15 protein-coding genes are annotated in these 13,811 nt (G+C 47.4%); 5 read left to right on the forward strand and 10 right to left on the reverse strand.

The annotated features are described in order from the left end of the window. Positions 1-29 precede the first annotated feature (29 nt). Complete coding sequence (locus H6G50_RS12605; RefSeq protein WP_190716735.1) at positions 30-617, forward strand: hypothetical protein; 588 nt, start codon at positions 30-32, stop codon at positions 615-617. 24 nt (positions 618-641) lie between these two features. Here the strand turns inward: H6G50_RS12605 and H6G50_RS12610 are convergent, their stop codons facing one another. From H6G50_RS12610 to rpsO, 5 genes are all read right to left on the reverse strand, one after another. Then, on the reverse strand, positions 642-1,763 hold the full coding sequence (locus H6G50_RS12610; RefSeq protein ID WP_190716737.1) for a hypothetical protein: 1,122 nt from the start codon (positions 1,761-1,763) through the stop codon (positions 642-644). A 143-nt stretch (positions 1,764-1,906) separates the two neighbouring features. Further along, positions 1,907-2,254 carry a hypothetical protein gene (locus H6G50_RS12615; RefSeq protein ID WP_190716739.1) on the reverse strand — a complete coding sequence of 116 codons (348 nt, stop codon included), beginning with the start codon at positions 2,252-2,254 and terminating at the stop codon, positions 1,907-1,909. 199 nt (positions 2,255-2,453) lie between these two features. Beyond that, complete coding sequence (gene aroF, locus H6G50_RS12620; RefSeq protein WP_190716741.1) at positions 2,454-3,512, reverse strand: 3-deoxy-7-phosphoheptulonate synthase; 1,059 nt, start codon at positions 3,510-3,512, stop codon at positions 2,454-2,456. Between the two features lie 202 nt (positions 3,513-3,714). Beyond that, the gene (locus tag H6G50_RS12625; RefSeq protein ID WP_190716744.1) at positions 3,715-4,197 is read right to left on the reverse strand and encodes a PAM68 family protein; all 483 of its coding nucleotides are present in this window, start codon (positions 4,195-4,197) and stop codon (positions 3,715-3,717) included. A gap of 16 nt (positions 4,198-4,213) precedes the next feature. Next, a complete protein-coding gene (gene rpsO, locus H6G50_RS12630) occupies positions 4,214-4,483 on the reverse strand; it encodes a 30S ribosomal protein S15 (RefSeq protein ID WP_190716745.1) in 270 nt (89 codons plus the stop codon). Positions 4,484-4,685: 202 nt separating this feature from the next. On the opposite strand from rpsO, the gene H6G50_RS12635 reads away from it, so the two are divergent. Continuing rightward, positions 4,686-6,119: a bifunctional orotidine-5'-phosphate decarboxylase/orotate phosphoribosyltransferase gene (locus H6G50_RS12635; protein WP_190716748.1), complete on the forward strand. Its 1,434-nt coding sequence runs from the start codon at positions 4,686-4,688 to the stop codon at positions 6,117-6,119. A 54-nt stretch (positions 6,120-6,173) separates the two neighbouring features. On the opposite strand, the gene H6G50_RS12640 is transcribed toward H6G50_RS12635, so the two are convergent. Beyond that, the gene (locus H6G50_RS12640) at positions 6,174-6,467 is read right to left on the reverse strand and encodes an NAD(P)H-dependent oxidoreductase subunit E (protein WP_190716749.1); all 294 of its coding nucleotides are present in this window, start codon (positions 6,465-6,467) and stop codon (positions 6,174-6,176) included. Positions 6,468-6,602: 135 nt separating this feature from the next. Here H6G50_RS12640 and H6G50_RS12645 point away from each other — a divergent pair, with 135 nt between their 5' ends. Both H6G50_RS12645 and H6G50_RS12650 read left to right on the forward strand, forming a co-directional pair. Further along, the gene (locus H6G50_RS12645) at positions 6,603-7,673 is read left to right on the forward strand and encodes an ABC transporter permease (protein WP_190716752.1); all 1,071 of its coding nucleotides are present in this window, start codon (positions 6,603-6,605) and stop codon (positions 7,671-7,673) included. Positions 7,674-7,709: 36 nt separating this feature from the next. Beyond that, complete coding sequence (locus H6G50_RS12650; protein WP_190716754.1) at positions 7,710-8,000, forward strand: hypothetical protein; 291 nt, start codon at positions 7,710-7,712, stop codon at positions 7,998-8,000. 18 nt (positions 8,001-8,018) lie between these two features. Here H6G50_RS12650 and H6G50_RS12655 read toward each other — a convergent pair whose 3' ends face one another. Next, on the reverse strand, positions 8,019-10,046 hold the full coding sequence (locus tag H6G50_RS12655) for an AarF/ABC1/UbiB kinase family protein (protein WP_190716755.1): 2,028 nt from the start codon (positions 10,044-10,046) through the stop codon (positions 8,019-8,021). Positions 10,047-10,367: 321 nt separating this feature from the next. Between H6G50_RS12655 and H6G50_RS12660 the strand changes: the two genes are divergently transcribed. Further along, on the forward strand, positions 10,368-11,177 hold the full coding sequence (locus H6G50_RS12660) for a M23 family metallopeptidase (protein ID WP_199302882.1): 810 nt from the start codon (positions 10,368-10,370) through the stop codon (positions 11,175-11,177). Positions 11,178-11,545: 368 nt separating this feature from the next. On the opposite strand, the gene H6G50_RS12665 is transcribed toward H6G50_RS12660, so the two are convergent. Genes H6G50_RS12665 through H6G50_RS12675 form a run of 3 tightly spaced genes read right to left on the reverse strand, consistent with a single transcriptional unit; the run spans position 11,546 to position 13,687 of the window. Further along, on the reverse strand, positions 11,546-12,019 hold the full coding sequence (locus H6G50_RS12665) for a hypothetical protein (protein WP_190716759.1): 474 nt from the start codon (positions 12,017-12,019) through the stop codon (positions 11,546-11,548). Positions 12,020-12,030: 11 nt separating this feature from the next. Then, positions 12,031-12,864, reverse strand: a complete 834-nt coding sequence (locus H6G50_RS12670; protein ID WP_190716761.1) for a TdeIII family type II restriction endonuclease — start codon at positions 12,862-12,864, stop codon at positions 12,031-12,033. Positions 12,865-12,892: 28 nt separating this feature from the next. Continuing rightward, complete coding sequence (locus tag H6G50_RS12675) at positions 12,893-13,687, reverse strand: DNA cytosine methyltransferase (RefSeq protein WP_190716763.1); 795 nt, start codon at positions 13,685-13,687, stop codon at positions 12,893-12,895. Positions 13,688-13,811 lie beyond the last annotated feature (124 nt).

A 13,811-nucleotide genomic window follows, 5' to 3' on the forward strand; every position in this document is an offset into this window, starting at 1 on the left:
GTATCATCGCACCAAGGAATAGCTCGAAGATGGGAAGAACGAAAGCGATCGCGCATTTTGTTGCGGTAAGCGACCTTTCTAAGCCAGCGCAGGAACAGGAAGGCATTTTAATCGAAATTGAGGCGCGCGGCGGCGATACGCCCAGCAATCGCACTAAAGCCTTAGAACAACTCGAACAAATGTGGGAAAATGGCGAAATTGATGCCGATCTCTTCCCCGATGGTATCGGTCAAGAAAATATTTTTTTCGTTCCCCCAGGAACTCAGCAAAGCGCGCCAGAAGCGACAGCCGCCGATACTTCCGAACTGTTACCCGTCGTGCAGGGCGCTCGGGAAATCGTCGAACTGACGAAGTTGCAAATTGAGGTGCAGGAAGCCGCCGAAGAAGCCGCCCCTTATACGCCCATTATCGAAGCGGTTCTCGATCGCACTCGCCCCCTCACCGCTGAGGAAAAAGACTTAGCCAAGGAGAAAAAGTACGGCAAAGTTATCGAGCGCATCGGTTACGCGATCGCATCCCAAGCCGAATATCAAGATAATTGTACCGGCAACGGCAAACTGATTCTCAACGCGATCGCGTGGCAACTTTCCAACAAGACTGACAACGAAGAAGAATAGAACGCCCCTTAAGCCAGCGTTGGACTAAGGAACGTTATTCGGAATGCCGGTAGTCGTTGGAGTCGAATTCGTATTAGTTGATGTCCCGTTAACCGGAGGAGCCGTAAAACCCGTCGAGCCGCGCTCCCGAGTATACACCGTTCCTTGGGGCGTAACCACAGAACCCGTCGTACCGCGCTCCCGAGGGCCGACAATTCCTTGGGGCGTAACAATAGAACCCGTCGTACCGCGCTCTCGGGAGTACGTCGTTCCACCGGGAGTCACTTGATAGCCGCTCGCGCCCCGTTGCTGCGGATAGTAAACTTGCGCGCCGGGAGTCGTCGTCACAAAACCGCCACTCTGCGTTACGGGGAGTTGTCCGGGGATAGTCGAAGGCATTTGACCGGGAATATAAACTCCTTGCCCCACTAAAGAAGAACTGGGGTTTTGTCCGACGGGTAGCGCTTGCCCTCGCGCGATCGGACTGACAGTCGTCGGAATTGAAACTGCCGAACTCGCAGCAGCCGAAGTTAACGCATTCGTCGTTCCCGACTCCGCCGCCCCTTCAGGGTTGTTGAGCTTCGCGAGCGCATCTTGCAACGAACTATTCTCGGTGGGAGTCCGCATTGCATTTGCTCCAGAAACGAGTGCTGCAAACTTAAGAGGATCGCGCGTTCCCGTGACACCACTTGTCGAACCGCCATTTAAAAAGTTTTGGATAGCAGAGGCGAAGGGATTCTTTGCTTCAATTACAGGCTTGGGCTTCGTTGAATTTCCCGCAGCGGCATTTTTAGCATCTGCTGCTGACGCTGCTTGAGCTTGCGCATCTCCCTCTGTCGCTGTTTGCTGTCCGGAAGCTGTCCCCGCCGCTGGAGGCAAACTCAGTTGTTGCAAAAGATCGCTAATACTTTCTGCTTGTGCTGCCTGTGACAATTGCTCGATGGACAAGTCCGCTTCCGTGACAGGACTATTAGGATCGGTATCAAGGATTTGCCCCGTGCTAGCATTTTCTTCAATCGTTGCTTCTAGCCAATCGGGGTTTTCTAAATATCCCCATAAAGCCAGAGCAAATAAAGGGACAAGAACCGAAGGGAGCCAGACCTGTGGACTAGCAAAAGATGGCAACTCGTTAAATTGCAGGAGCGATTTGACTTTTTTTACAATCATGGTAAAACTCCCTACAGAAGTTTAGATGAGGATGCCGCTAGTAAGATCGCAGTGAGGTCAGGAGACAGCAGCAAGTCTTGCCTTTCATTTTAACTCAAGCTCAAAAAGTCCGATCCAACCCCGGATTTATAATTCGCAATTCCTTAAGCAACTTCTTCGAGATAGCGTTCGATATCTTCAATGGTGCGCGTTAATTCAGCTTCTGAGGTGAGGCGAATGCGTTCGTCGCGCACGGTAATCAGGACTTTAGCTGCAAAGGGACTGGGGTAAATATTGGGATTGCAAAATATTTCGAGGAAAACTTCGCCCGCGTGACGATATTCCATTGGTGCTTTTGGTTGGGGACGACTGCTACCGGGCGTTTTTGTCGATGCAATTGCTTTTAAGTTTTGCATCAGTTCGGCAATATGTTGTTTTAATTCTCGTGCCGATTCTGGAGAAAATTTAAAGGAAACAGCGCCTTGTAATAAATTTAAAGTGAGTTGAGACATTAGAGTGAATAATGAATATTGAATAGTGAATAATGGAATTAAGCTAAGATTTACTTGTGATACCAGATTAATATGAAGTTGCCTAAGATAAACGTCGCTCGATCGCATTGGAGCTAGCTGACCTGTTACAAGCGAGACTCTTTATCAGCTTTTCCTTAAAGACTGTAGGGACGTTGTACGCAACGTCCCTACTTTAGGATTAAACCGCAGCTAGAGCGGGTTGGGGCCAGCGTTCTACGGCATTCCCGATAACGGCTAACTCTTTCATCAGACTGTCGAAGCGATCTGGCGTGAGCGATTGTGGGCCGTCGGAAAGGGCTTTTGCGGGGTTGGGATGAACTTCAATCATCAAACAATCCGTTCCGGCTGCGATCGCGGCTTTGGCCATCGCCGGGACGTATTCCCAGCGGCCGGTTCCGTGGCTGGGATCGATCGCGATCGGTAAGTGCGTCAAACCGCGCAACACGGGAATCGCTGCCAAATCGAGGGTATTGCGGGCGTAGGCGCGATCGAAAGTCCGCAAACCGCGCTCGCACAAAATCACGTTGGAATTGCCTCCCGCCAAAATATACTCGGCGGCCATCAACCATTCTTCAATCGTCGAGGACATCCCGCGCTTTAAGAACACGGGTTTATCCTGCGCGCCGACTTTTTTCAACAGCGAGAAATTCTGCATATTGCGCGCGCCGATTTGCACGATATCTGCATATTCAGAAACAATCGCTAAGTCTGCCGTATCCATGACTTCCGTCACGATTCCGAGGCCGGTTGCTTCTCGCGCTGCGGCTAACAGGTTCAACGCGCTTTCGCCGTGACCTTGGAACGCATAGGGCGAGGTACGCGGTTTGTAAGCACCGCCGCGTAAGAATTGCGCCCCGGCAGCCTTAACGCGCTTAGCCGTCTCGACGATCATTTCCTCATTTTCCACCGAACAAGGCCCCGCCATCGTCACAATCGGGTGATTTTCGCCGAACATCACCGTTCCTGCGGGGGTACTGACAGCGATTTCGCTCGGTTCGCCGTGACGAAACTCGAGACTCGCGCGCTTGTAAGGACGTTCGACGCGCAAGACTTGCTCGATCCAAGGGCTAATTTCTTGAATTTGTTCCTCGTCGCGATCGGCGGTTTCTCCAACTAAACCGATCACCACTTTATGTTTGCCGACAATCTTTTCTGGGCTTAATCCCCAAGATTCAAACTCCGCACTGAGACGATTAATTTCGTCTTCGGGCGAACCGACTTTCATGACTACGATCATAAATTTAGCGTTCCTTACTTAACAATTTTTTTTAGAGGAAAGAGTAACGCCGCCAGAGCGGGAATTGAACTCCCGTTCAAAATTACTGAAATCGGCTAAGGGAACCCATTTAGAAATTTTGATTCGAGCTTCTTGAAATTGGGAGGAAATCTCCGACTCCGAGCGGTGGGGATTTGAAATTTTGAACTTCAAGAGAGCGGTGCTAAGGCGATGGCTCGCCTCGCTTTTGTTTGCGCGCCGAACGCCATGCCTCCGTCATGCGTCCCCAGTTCAGCTTGAACTCCTCAAAACCCCAGAGTCCGCCCGATCGCTCTTCATCCCAAGAGGTTGATAATACGCCGTAGCTGAGTCCTAAAACGCCCAAGCCGAATAACCCAGCGCTCGTAAAGAGGACAGCAACGGTTGGTAACTCAAACAATTCTTGTCGGACAATCCAATAAGAAATCAAAAAACTCGAGATTCCCAAAGCGGTTGGTACGCCAGAAAACAGTGCCATCCTGCGAATCATGCGCTTACTCACCGCATCGGGAATGGCTGAAAGGCTCGCTTCGGTAGAGGCGGTCTTTTTTACATCTTGGAGGGCGGCAGGTGCATCGGACGCGGCGGCAGGGGCTTGCTTTTGCTTCTTTTTGCGCTTGCTGCGGGGTTCAAAGGGTAGGGAATTGCGTTTTTCTTCGGGAGACATAGGCTCAAAAGCGTTATTAGCCGCGAATGCCAAGACGTTTAATCAATTGCTGATAGCGATCGCTATCGGAACTTTGAATGTAGTCTAACAAGCGCTTGCGGCGACCGATTAACTTGAGCAAACCGCGCCGAGAAGCGTGATCCTTTTTGTTTGCTTGCAGGTGAGTTGTCAATTGTTCGATGCGCTTGCTCAGCATCGCAACTTGCACGTCCGAAGAGCCGGTGTCCGTCTCGTGTACCTGATATTCGGAGATAATTTCTTGTTTGTACTCTTGAGTCAGAGGCATAGCGGGTCGGGGTATAGCTCCGTAAAACACAACAGCTTATCATTTTATCCTAGTTTTGAGGGGATAGAACGCTTGGGTCTATCGCGCTACGCAACTCGGTTAGCCGAGAATCTCTGCTCTAGGACGAGACGAGCGATGGGCGATCGCGCGGGCATAGTATGCTTGAGAGCAAAGCGATTCGGCGATCCCCGCCTTCTCAATTATGAACTTTTTTGAAAAACTCAATACCGCGATCGCGCGCAACCAAAGTTTATTATTTGTCGGACTCGATCCCAGTTTAGAAATGCTGCCGCAACGCTACCGTCGCGAGGATAAAATGGCGGCCCTCGGGGATTGGTTAGAAGAGATTATCGAGAGAACGCGCGATCGCGTCTGTGCCTATAAACCCACCCTCGGATTTTACCAAGCGCTCGGCCCCGCTGGTTTTGAGTTGTTCGATCGCATCCTCGCCGCCATCCCCCCCGATATCCCCGTCATCCTCGATGCGAAACTCAGCGATCTCAACACCGCTACCCTAATGGCTGATACGGCTTTTAATCGCTGGAATGTTGATGCCATTACGCTTAACGCCTACGCCGGACAGGATTTAGTCGCGCCCTTCCTCGTCGATCTCGATGCCGCTGTTTTTGTCCTCTGTTGCACCCATAACCCCACCGCCGCCGCCATCCAAGACTATCCTTCACCCGATGCACCTTTATACTTGCAAATCGTCCAAGAAGCGAAGGGCTGGGGAACGCCGGAACAATTAGGATTAGAGGTAGGAGCGACGGAACCCGAAGTTTTTCAAAAAATTCGCGCGATCGCACCAGAACGCCTGATTCTAGCGCGAAGTATTTGGACTGAAGGCGGCGAACTCGAACCCATCCTCAAAGCCGGTTTAGATAGTAACGGCGATGGTTTATTAATTCCCGTTCCCCTCGATTATCTGGTCGGAGAAACCATTGGCGATGAGATTCAAACTCTTAACGAACGGATTAATACGATTCGCACTGAAGTTCAACAATCGGCGACAACGTGCGATCTTTGGATGTCCGATGTTTGCTTTCTCAACCAGCACCCGCACCAAGATTTGATCCTACAACTCTTTGATTTAGGCTGCATTCTTTTCGGCGAGTACGTGCAAGCTTCTGGCGCGACTTTTTCTTACTACATCGACTTGCGCCAAATCATTTCTAAGCCGCAAGTCTTCAACCAAGTTCTCAATGCTTACATCGAAATTCTCCAAACTCTAGAATTCGATCGCATCGCAGGCATCCCTTACGGTTCCCTCCCTACGGCTACCGGATTATCCCTGCGCTTGCACCATCCGCTCATTTTCCCCCGCAAAGAAGTCAAAGCCCACGGTACGCGGCGGGTAATTGAAGGAACCTTTCAACCGGGCGAAAAAATTGTCGTCATTGATGATATTTTGATATCGGGAAAAAGCGTTGTTGAAGGTGCAGAAAAGATTGAATCTGGTGGTTTAATTGTTGAAGATATTGTCGTACTCATCGACCACGAAGGCGGCGTAAAAGAACGATTGAAGGAAAAAGGCTATCGCGCCCACTCCGTCCTCGGAATTTCTGAAATTACCCGCACGCTGTACGAAGCGGGGCGGTTGAATGAGGCGCAGTATCAAACTTTTCAAGCGCATTAATTGTTAATCAATCTAACTGTTGCGCGTACATCTACGTTTGCCCAGGACTGAGATTTAAACGCGATGAAACTTGGGATACAATATCCCTTTGACGGGCTTGCCGCCTCGCAGGTGGCGATCGATAATTGCGGGAACTTCAGAAGGGCGAACCTGCCAATACCATACTTCTTCCGGTTCGACTAAAATCATCGGCCCGTTGCCGCATTGTCCCAGACAACCGCTGGCTTCGACTCGGACTCCTTCTATAGCTTCGCATTGAAAGGCTGCCAAAACGCGATCGCTCCCTAACTTGCGACAACTGCGATTTTGGCAAATCAGCACTCTTTTTTCACTCGAAGGCAAAGACACGCGGGGAATAAATCGTCAAAAAGCGCGATAAAAACGGGGCTTTTCCATACCCTTTATTATACTGAGATCGAGTCTGGGCTCGCAGCGCTATAATGGCGATCGCCGTCCCCCTCGGTAAAACCTTAAACATTGATAATGATTGCATTTCAAGGTCGCTCGAACAGGTTTCAATCCTTCCTCAACAACGAAACGTTCCTTTACATTCTCAAGCGAGTTTTGCAAGCGCTCTTGACATTGTTACTCGCCTCTGCATTGAGTTTTTTGATTATTCAACTTGCCCCCGGAGACTATCTCGATAATCTCAAACAAGACCCAAAAATTTCAAAAATTCGCCTTAAAGAATTAGCGCAACAATTCGGTTTAGACAATCAACCGCAGCAAGGTTTTACTGTTGAATGGTTAAAGTGGGTGGCGCGGGGATATTGGAAATGGCTGAAGCAGGTTGTTACGCGCGGCGATTTTGGCAATAGCTTCGTTTATTCTCGTTCCGTTGCCTCCCTGCTTGCAGAACGCATTCCCAATACTTTATTACTCGCCATTTCTTCGATTATTGTAACTTGGGCGATCGCGATTCCCCTTGGCATTATCGGCGCGGTGCAGCAAAATAAAATCAGCGATCGCATCCTGCGCGTCATCAGCTACATCGGACAAGGATTTCCCAGCTTCATCACCGCACTACTCCTGCTCATCATCGCCCAAAATCTCTCCCCCCTGTTCCCTATCGGCGGGATGACGAGTATCAATCACGAAAATCTCTCGCCTCTCGGCAAACTTCTCGACTTGCTGTGGCATATGATTCTACCCACCATTGCCCTCAGCATTACCAGTTTTGCCGGATTGCAACGCCTGATGCGCGGCGAACTTCTCGATGTTCTGCGCCAAGATTATATCCAAACCGCCCGCGCTAAAGGATTGCCAGAAAATAAAGTTATTTATGTTCACGCTTTACGCAATGCGATTAATCCCCTCGTCACCATTTTAGGCTTTGAATTTGCTAGCTTATTAGGCGGTTCATTCATTGCCGAATTCTTCTTCAATTGGCCCGGTTTGGGGCGCTTAATTCTCGATGCCGTAAGACGACAGGACTTATATTTAGTTATGGGCAGTTTAATGATGGGTGCAGCCATGTTAATTATCGGAAACTTGCTCGCCGATTTACTGCTTAAAGCCGTCGATCCTCGCATTAAGCTCGAAGATTTAAAATGAGGCAGCGTACTTTATTCCACTATTCCCTAGCTTAAAATGTTTTCTCAAACGCACTACCTCATCCGCTCCAAAAAAGACGGTCAATACTTAGTTGCGCGCCCTCGTAGCGGCAGCCCCAACGAAGCCGGATTCATACTCTTATTTAAAGAAGATTACGATGCCCTCAGCTATCTCAATCAACACGGTGCGGATGTTGCCGAGCGCTTCGGAGTCGAATCGATCGCAGGAACTCAATTAAAAGGTTTGCTCCAACGTTGGGGATTTGAAGGAGTGGGCTTAGTCTCAGATCCCTTAATTCCGCAGATTCAGTTTTTGACCTTAAAATAAAGGCTTGCGATCGATTGGTTAATTCCGTACTGCGGCATGAGATTGCGGCAATGTTAACTGACGCTCGCGTACTCCCTTCATACTCGCAGTTGGCTCTTCCGGCTGTAAAAATAAACTGCGCAACGCTCTGGCTGCAAACCTTTGAGCCAAACCACCCGCAATTTTTTGACCGAGTTTCTGCGTTTCTGGTTTGACTAAAAGTTCGGGAATTAAAGGCAAAAGATGCGAAACATCAAATCCCGGTGTCTCCTGCAAAATTTGCACGATATTTTGAATATGAACTATACTTTGCGTGCCGTTTTGAATGGTTGCAGGCGTTTTTTCGACCGGCATTCCCACTTGTTCGCGCAACATTGAGGTGACATTCGTAAACGCCTGTTGCCCCATCATATCGATCCCTTTAACTAGCTCATCAGCCAGTTTTTCGCGAATAAAATCGCCCCGTTCGGAGAACAGAAACTCGATCGCCTGATGCAAGACTTTATCGATATCATAATCCTGGCTATCGCGAGCATTCCGCAGTAAATTTTCGAGACGATTCCAACGGAAGCTTCCTTCTTTAAACAGTAAATCGCGCAAAGAGGAGCGTAACTCTTCTGAGGGATCGGTTAACAAGCGTTTCGCAACGTAAGGATAAGCCTTACTCAATACCTTAAAATTGGGATCGACTCCGATCGCGATTCCTTCCAACGTTACCAACGAGCGAATAATCAGCGCATAATAAGCGGGAACGCGAAACGGAAATTCGTACATCATCTCCGACATCTGATCGGTGATGCTCTTAAAATTTAACTCGGCAACGCTCGCACCCAAAGCATTCCCAAAAACCTTAGAAACTGCGGGAATAATCGGCGTTAAATCCGTATCCGGCGTAAGAAATTCAAGCTTGACATAATCCTCCGCTAATGCTTCAAAATCGCGATTGACTAAATGTACGACTGCTTCAATTAACCCATAGCGTTGGTAGGGTTTAATGCAACTCATCATGCCAAAATCTAAGTAAGCCAGCTTACCATCGGGCGTAGCGAGAAGGTTGCCGGGATGCGGATCTGCGTGGAAAAAACCGTGTTCGAGGAGTTGCCGCAGCGAACATTCTACCCCCACTTCAATTAAGTGCGTCGCGCTAATTCCTTGCGCTTGAACTTCGGCAATATTGGTTAATTTAGTGCCAACAATCCATTCCATTGTGAGTACGCGCCGCGCCGTATAATCCCAGTAAATGCGAGGAATATAAATTTCGGGCAGATAGCCGTAAAGTTCTGCAAAAAGTTCGGCATTGCGCCCTTCTTTTACATAGTCCATCTCGTCGAAAATGCGTTCGGCAAATTCATCGGCAATCGCAACCAAATCGCTACGCACTCGTTTGACATTCTTTTGCACCCATCCGGCTAAACTGCGAAGGATATAAACATCAAGACTGATATCGCCAATTAAATCTGGACGCTGCACTTTAACAGCGACGGTTTCCCCAGTTTTCAGCTTGCCTTTGTACACCTGTCCGAGGGAGGCTGCCGCAACGGGATTCGGACTCAATTCTGCATAGAAATATTCCGGCGGATAGCCGAGTTCTTCTTCAATGAAGCGATAGGCAACTTCATTGGGGAAGGGGGGAAGTTGATCTTGGAGATAAGCGAGTTCTTCGAGATAAGTCGCCGGTACGAGATCGGGACGAGTCGAGAGCGCTTGCCCGATTTTAATATAAGTCGGCCCTAATCGAGTCAAGAGTTGCCGCAGTTGAACCGCTCGCTGGCGCTGATTTTCTTCAACTTTACCGCGCGTTTTATCCCACCATAAACCCCAACAAAAGGAGAGGATTGCACCCAGCGTTTTAAAGAGTCTGCCGATAACTAAGCTGGGACGCTTGCGGTAGTAAAGCGCGATCGCGTCTGGGTCGTAATGTCCGATTTCCGTTTCCAGGGTAGCACGATTGATATCGGTATTCGCCGCTTTTGGCGGTCTGGTAGGATACGCGGGGCTGCTGTCAACAATTTCGGCATCGACAATGCTAGGAGCATCAACCGTTGAGGAGGGCAAGGAATCGGGCATAGGGCGAGGGCGCGTAAAAATTGAAAAGGTTTTAACTTATTCAGGGTGAGAATTTCTACTCCTCCCTTCGTTAAACTATTGTAACAATCGCTGCCGATTCGTTTGCTCTATCCCCGGAGGAATTCGCGGTGAGATATGTACAATCAAAAAGTCAAACTTACAATTCTTTCCCGGAGCGGATTTCAGCCATTCTGAAAGGGATCTATAATTTCCGTTTTGCTGTAGTCGATGAATTTCGTTATGAATAATTCACGTTCTGTCCTATCCGCGCGCTCGTACCTCAGCCCGATAAATCTCTTAAGTCTAGGCATTCTTTTATTAATGAGTAGCGCTATTCCCGTTCGCGGGCAAGATTCCTCAACTTGTCCCTCGCCGGTGCTATCGCGCCTGCAACGCCATCGCGTCGTCTCTGGCGAAACCCTGGACGCGATCGCGCGACAATACAATCTTATCCCCGAAACGCTGACTCGCTTCAACCCCAATCTAGGGCGCGGTAGTCTTCCCGTCGGTCGCGAAGTTATCGTTCCGCCCATGAACGGAATGCGCGTTCAAGCACCGCGAGGTTCGACTTGGAAGGACTTAGCAGCAGCTTACGGGGTGCGGGCGGATATTTTATTCGAGCTTAACGGTTGTACCGAAAAACCTAACGTCGTCTTTATCCCCGGGATTAACTGGTCGTCTTCGGGCGGAAGCTCGAGAGGGCGCGATTATTTGGGACTGGCGGGCTATCCCCTGGCAAATCGGGCAACCATCGGCTTTAGCTACGGTTGGCAAACCGATGCAGCAACCGAAGTGCGGCGGTTTCACAGTGGTATCGACCTTTTAGCAGAATTAGGAACCTCCGTACTTGCTGCGGATACCGGAACGGTTGCTTTTGCCGGACAACAGGGCAATTACGGCAATTTAGTCATTATTTCTCATGCGGGTAATCTCCAAACTCGTTACGCGCATTTGGAGCAAGTAACCGTGGAAGTCGGGCAGCAAGTCCGCGCCGGTCAAACGATTGGGACAGTGGGAACGACGGGACAGCCGGATATTGCCTCGCCCCATCTCCATTTTGAAGTGCGCCAGCAATCGTCTGCGGGTTGGGTAGCGCGAGATCCGGAAGTGTATCTCAAAGAGGAATTGTAAAAGAGCTTGTTAATAACTTTCTATTGACTAAGATAATGGTGCGTTACGCTTCGCTAACGCACCCTACTTTTGATTCTATGCAGTTTGACATCAATTTGACGTAATCCTGTCCCATAAAGCAATTTAATGATTAATTGATGAACTCCCGATCGATGATTAATAATCGCTACGATAGAGCTTATTGGGAAAAGTTTTCAAGCACCGATTTGTCTCACTTGAGACGAGTAGAATTTAGATACAAAAGCACTATTTTTCTTGCTAAAGCCTTCTCAGAGAAGACTCAGGGTGTGAAACACGAAATATTATATGTTGTGGTGCGGAATGTGGGTTTCTAGATCGAAAGCTGAAACAGCTTCCCACTAGCCCGTCTAAATTTTTAGCAAAGCATCTTGAAAAAGACTTATGTTATTACATATATATTGTTTTGCATATTGAATCACACTTAAGTTCTCTTGGGCACCAGCTTTTTCTAAATCAATCCAATATGATTGGAGTTCATGTTCATCAAAAAAGGCATACTCAGTGATATCAACTTCTTCTAAAGCTCCAGTCAATTCAAATTCTACACTTTGCCATATATCAACAACTTCTTCTAAATAACCGTCAGTATGCGAGCCTCGAGCGTCTAAACAGATAAACTCCTTATTTGCTTCACTATAGACTTTTGCTATACAATGAATGCAAACTTGCTCAACGTCTCCATGATTTATTCGAGTACCCACAGCAGCAACCAGATATAACTCAGAAAGAATCCGGCTATTCTTTAGCAACTGACACATGGCATATGCAAAATTAAAGCATTGTCCATTCATGAAGTTGTTTTTTGTTTGCATTTGAATCACAAAAAATAATCTTAAAAGCCAAAAGCTAGAGCATCGAGCATATATTTGCTCTTCTCATAACCAACTTCTTGGTATATCTCTAGAAGTTCTGCATAGGCAGTTTCTCCACCCACTATTTCCCAAAATTCATGCCCAATAACTACAGCGTCTTCAAAAGGGGTATATTGCTTTGCTACAGACCATTTATAATCTACTCGATTAGCTCCATATGGGTTATAAGCCATTGCATAGTAAGTTCTTGAAGGTTGCTTATTGACAGACAATAAATGAAATCTTAATAATCTTTCAAACACTTCTAAACACTGTCCTTTATTTGGCTTAGATCCTTTAATTTCAAAAAAAATATGCTCCCCTTCGTGAGATAAAATATATAAGTCTACTTTGGCTATTCTTGGAACTAAGTCAGTCAACTTCTGAGATTGGAGAACACTGTATATCATTTTTTCAAATGATGGTTTCATCTCATGAATATAAGCTGACTGTTCAAATCTTGAAACTTGATGATTAATTTCATGAATTGCAGCTAAACTAACATTATCTTTAAGTTCATAACTACGGTGTGCTTCTTTGTGATGATCGGCAGCAATTAACCTTGCGCACTCTTCATATGTTGTCCCTAAGCCACTGCTAAAGCCACGCTCAAACTCATTAATTCTTAAGAGTTCAGGTGAAAATATAGCTGCATGAAAAGGTTTTAATTGCCCTTTTGTAGATGTTTGTGACAAGTATTGAGATGGAGGAATCCTAGGAATACCTCTATTTCTGTAACTATTGACTAGGTTGTCTATAAATACTTCCAAATATGCCTTTATTTTTGTGCGTGTTATTGATCTAATTGCCGTCATATGTAAATAATTTGGTTCTTTATTAATTCTAATTACAAATCATGAAAAATCTTTCACGTTGTTGCAGCGGCCCAAAATTAGCAGCATTGTACAGGTTAAAGGAGATGCCATACCCAGCCTTCCTGAGCCGTTGAGTGATAAAAAGCAAGGCACCGCCTCTTTGTTCATCCTGAGACAAGGGTGGGAAATTTTTTCCTCGCATTTCGTGAGGTCTATGCTTCAACGGAGCAGATAATAATCCTCGAACATTTTCAATGACTGCAAATCTCGGTTTAAGCTCAGTAATTAAATCGATAAATGTCAAGAAGACATTGCCTCGTTCATCATTAAATCCTTGGCGCTTTCCCGCACTGCTAAAGGCTTGGCACGGCGGTCCGCCAACGATGACATCAATCTCATCAGTTGAACTCAGTCCTGCTTTTGCTCGAATTTCTGTGGCTGAGTAATCCCGAATATCCCCAATCAATGCCATATCTGGTCGATTGATCTCAATTGTTTTTCGAGCGGCTGCATCAATTTCACAAGCAAGTAGTATTTGGATGCCTTCTTTTTCTAGCCCCAAGTCCAGACCCATGCAACCAGAAAAAAAGCTCAAAGCTTTTAGTTTAGGTTTGCTAAACGAGCGTCGCCCACGATCGGGGATTTTTAAGCTTATATCCTCTCCTTTGACACGGTAGCTCCGAACAGACTCTGATGCTACAATCCACCGACTACTAATCTTTTCCCCGCTGATTTCGCCATACCGGAGTAGCTGACGTACATATTGCTCAGAGCAGTTTAAGATTTCAGAGGTTTCTTTTACAGAGAGGTATTGAGTACCCATACTTTCGGGCGCGAAACTAAAACTAAGTACCCATGCTACTGTCAAAGCAGTATGCTTGCAAGTATTGCGAACAAATGTTCTTGTCTCAGCGTTTTGCCTAAAGTTAGCGTCAGCCGTCGAACAC

Source organism: Oscillatoria sp. FACHB-1406 (assembly GCF_014698145.1).
GTDB lineage: Bacteria > Cyanobacteriota > Cyanobacteriia > Cyanobacteriales > Spirulinaceae > FACHB-1406.

Excerpts from the sequence above, each read along its gene's own strand:
- H6G50_RS12605 (WP_190716735.1), top strand. The coding sequence starts at position 30 with ATGGGAAGAACGAAAGCGATCGCGCATTTTGTTGCGGTAAGCGACCTT.
- H6G50_RS12610 (WP_190716737.1), bottom strand. The coding sequence starts at position 1,763 with ATGATTGTAAAAAAAGTCAAATCGCTCCTGCAATTTAACGAGTTGCCA.
- H6G50_RS12615 (WP_190716739.1), bottom strand. The coding sequence starts at position 2,254 with ATGTCTCAACTCACTTTAAATTTATTACAAGGCGCTGTTTCCTTTAAA.
- aroF (WP_190716741.1), bottom strand. The coding sequence starts at position 3,512 with ATGATCGTAGTCATGAAAGTCGGTTCGCCCGAAGACGAAATTAATCGT.
- H6G50_RS12625 (WP_190716744.1), bottom strand. The coding sequence starts at position 4,197 with ATGTCTCCCGAAGAAAAACGCAATTCCCTACCCTTTGAACCCCGCAGC.
- rpsO (WP_190716745.1), bottom strand. The coding sequence starts at position 4,483 with ATGCCTCTGACTCAAGAGTACAAACAAGAAATTATCTCCGAATATCAG.
- H6G50_RS12635 (WP_190716748.1), top strand. The coding sequence starts at position 4,686 with ATGAACTTTTTTGAAAAACTCAATACCGCGATCGCGCGCAACCAAAGT.
- H6G50_RS12645 (WP_190716752.1), top strand. The coding sequence starts at position 6,603 with ATGATTGCATTTCAAGGTCGCTCGAACAGGTTTCAATCCTTCCTCAAC.
- H6G50_RS12650 (WP_190716754.1), top strand. The coding sequence starts at position 7,710 with ATGTTTTCTCAAACGCACTACCTCATCCGCTCCAAAAAAGACGGTCAA.
- H6G50_RS12655 (WP_190716755.1), bottom strand. The coding sequence starts at position 10,046 with ATGCCCGATTCCTTGCCCTCCTCAACGGTTGATGCTCCTAGCATTGTC.
- H6G50_RS12660 (WP_199302882.1), top strand. The coding sequence starts at position 10,368 with ATGAGTAGCGCTATTCCCGTTCGCGGGCAAGATTCCTCAACTTGTCCC.
- H6G50_RS12670 (WP_190716761.1), bottom strand. The coding sequence starts at position 12,864 with ATGACGGCAATTAGATCAATAACACGCACAAAAATAAAGGCATATTTG.
- H6G50_RS12675 (WP_190716763.1), bottom strand. The coding sequence starts at position 13,687 with ATGGGTACTCAATACCTCTCTGTAAAAGAAACCTCTGAAATCTTAAAC.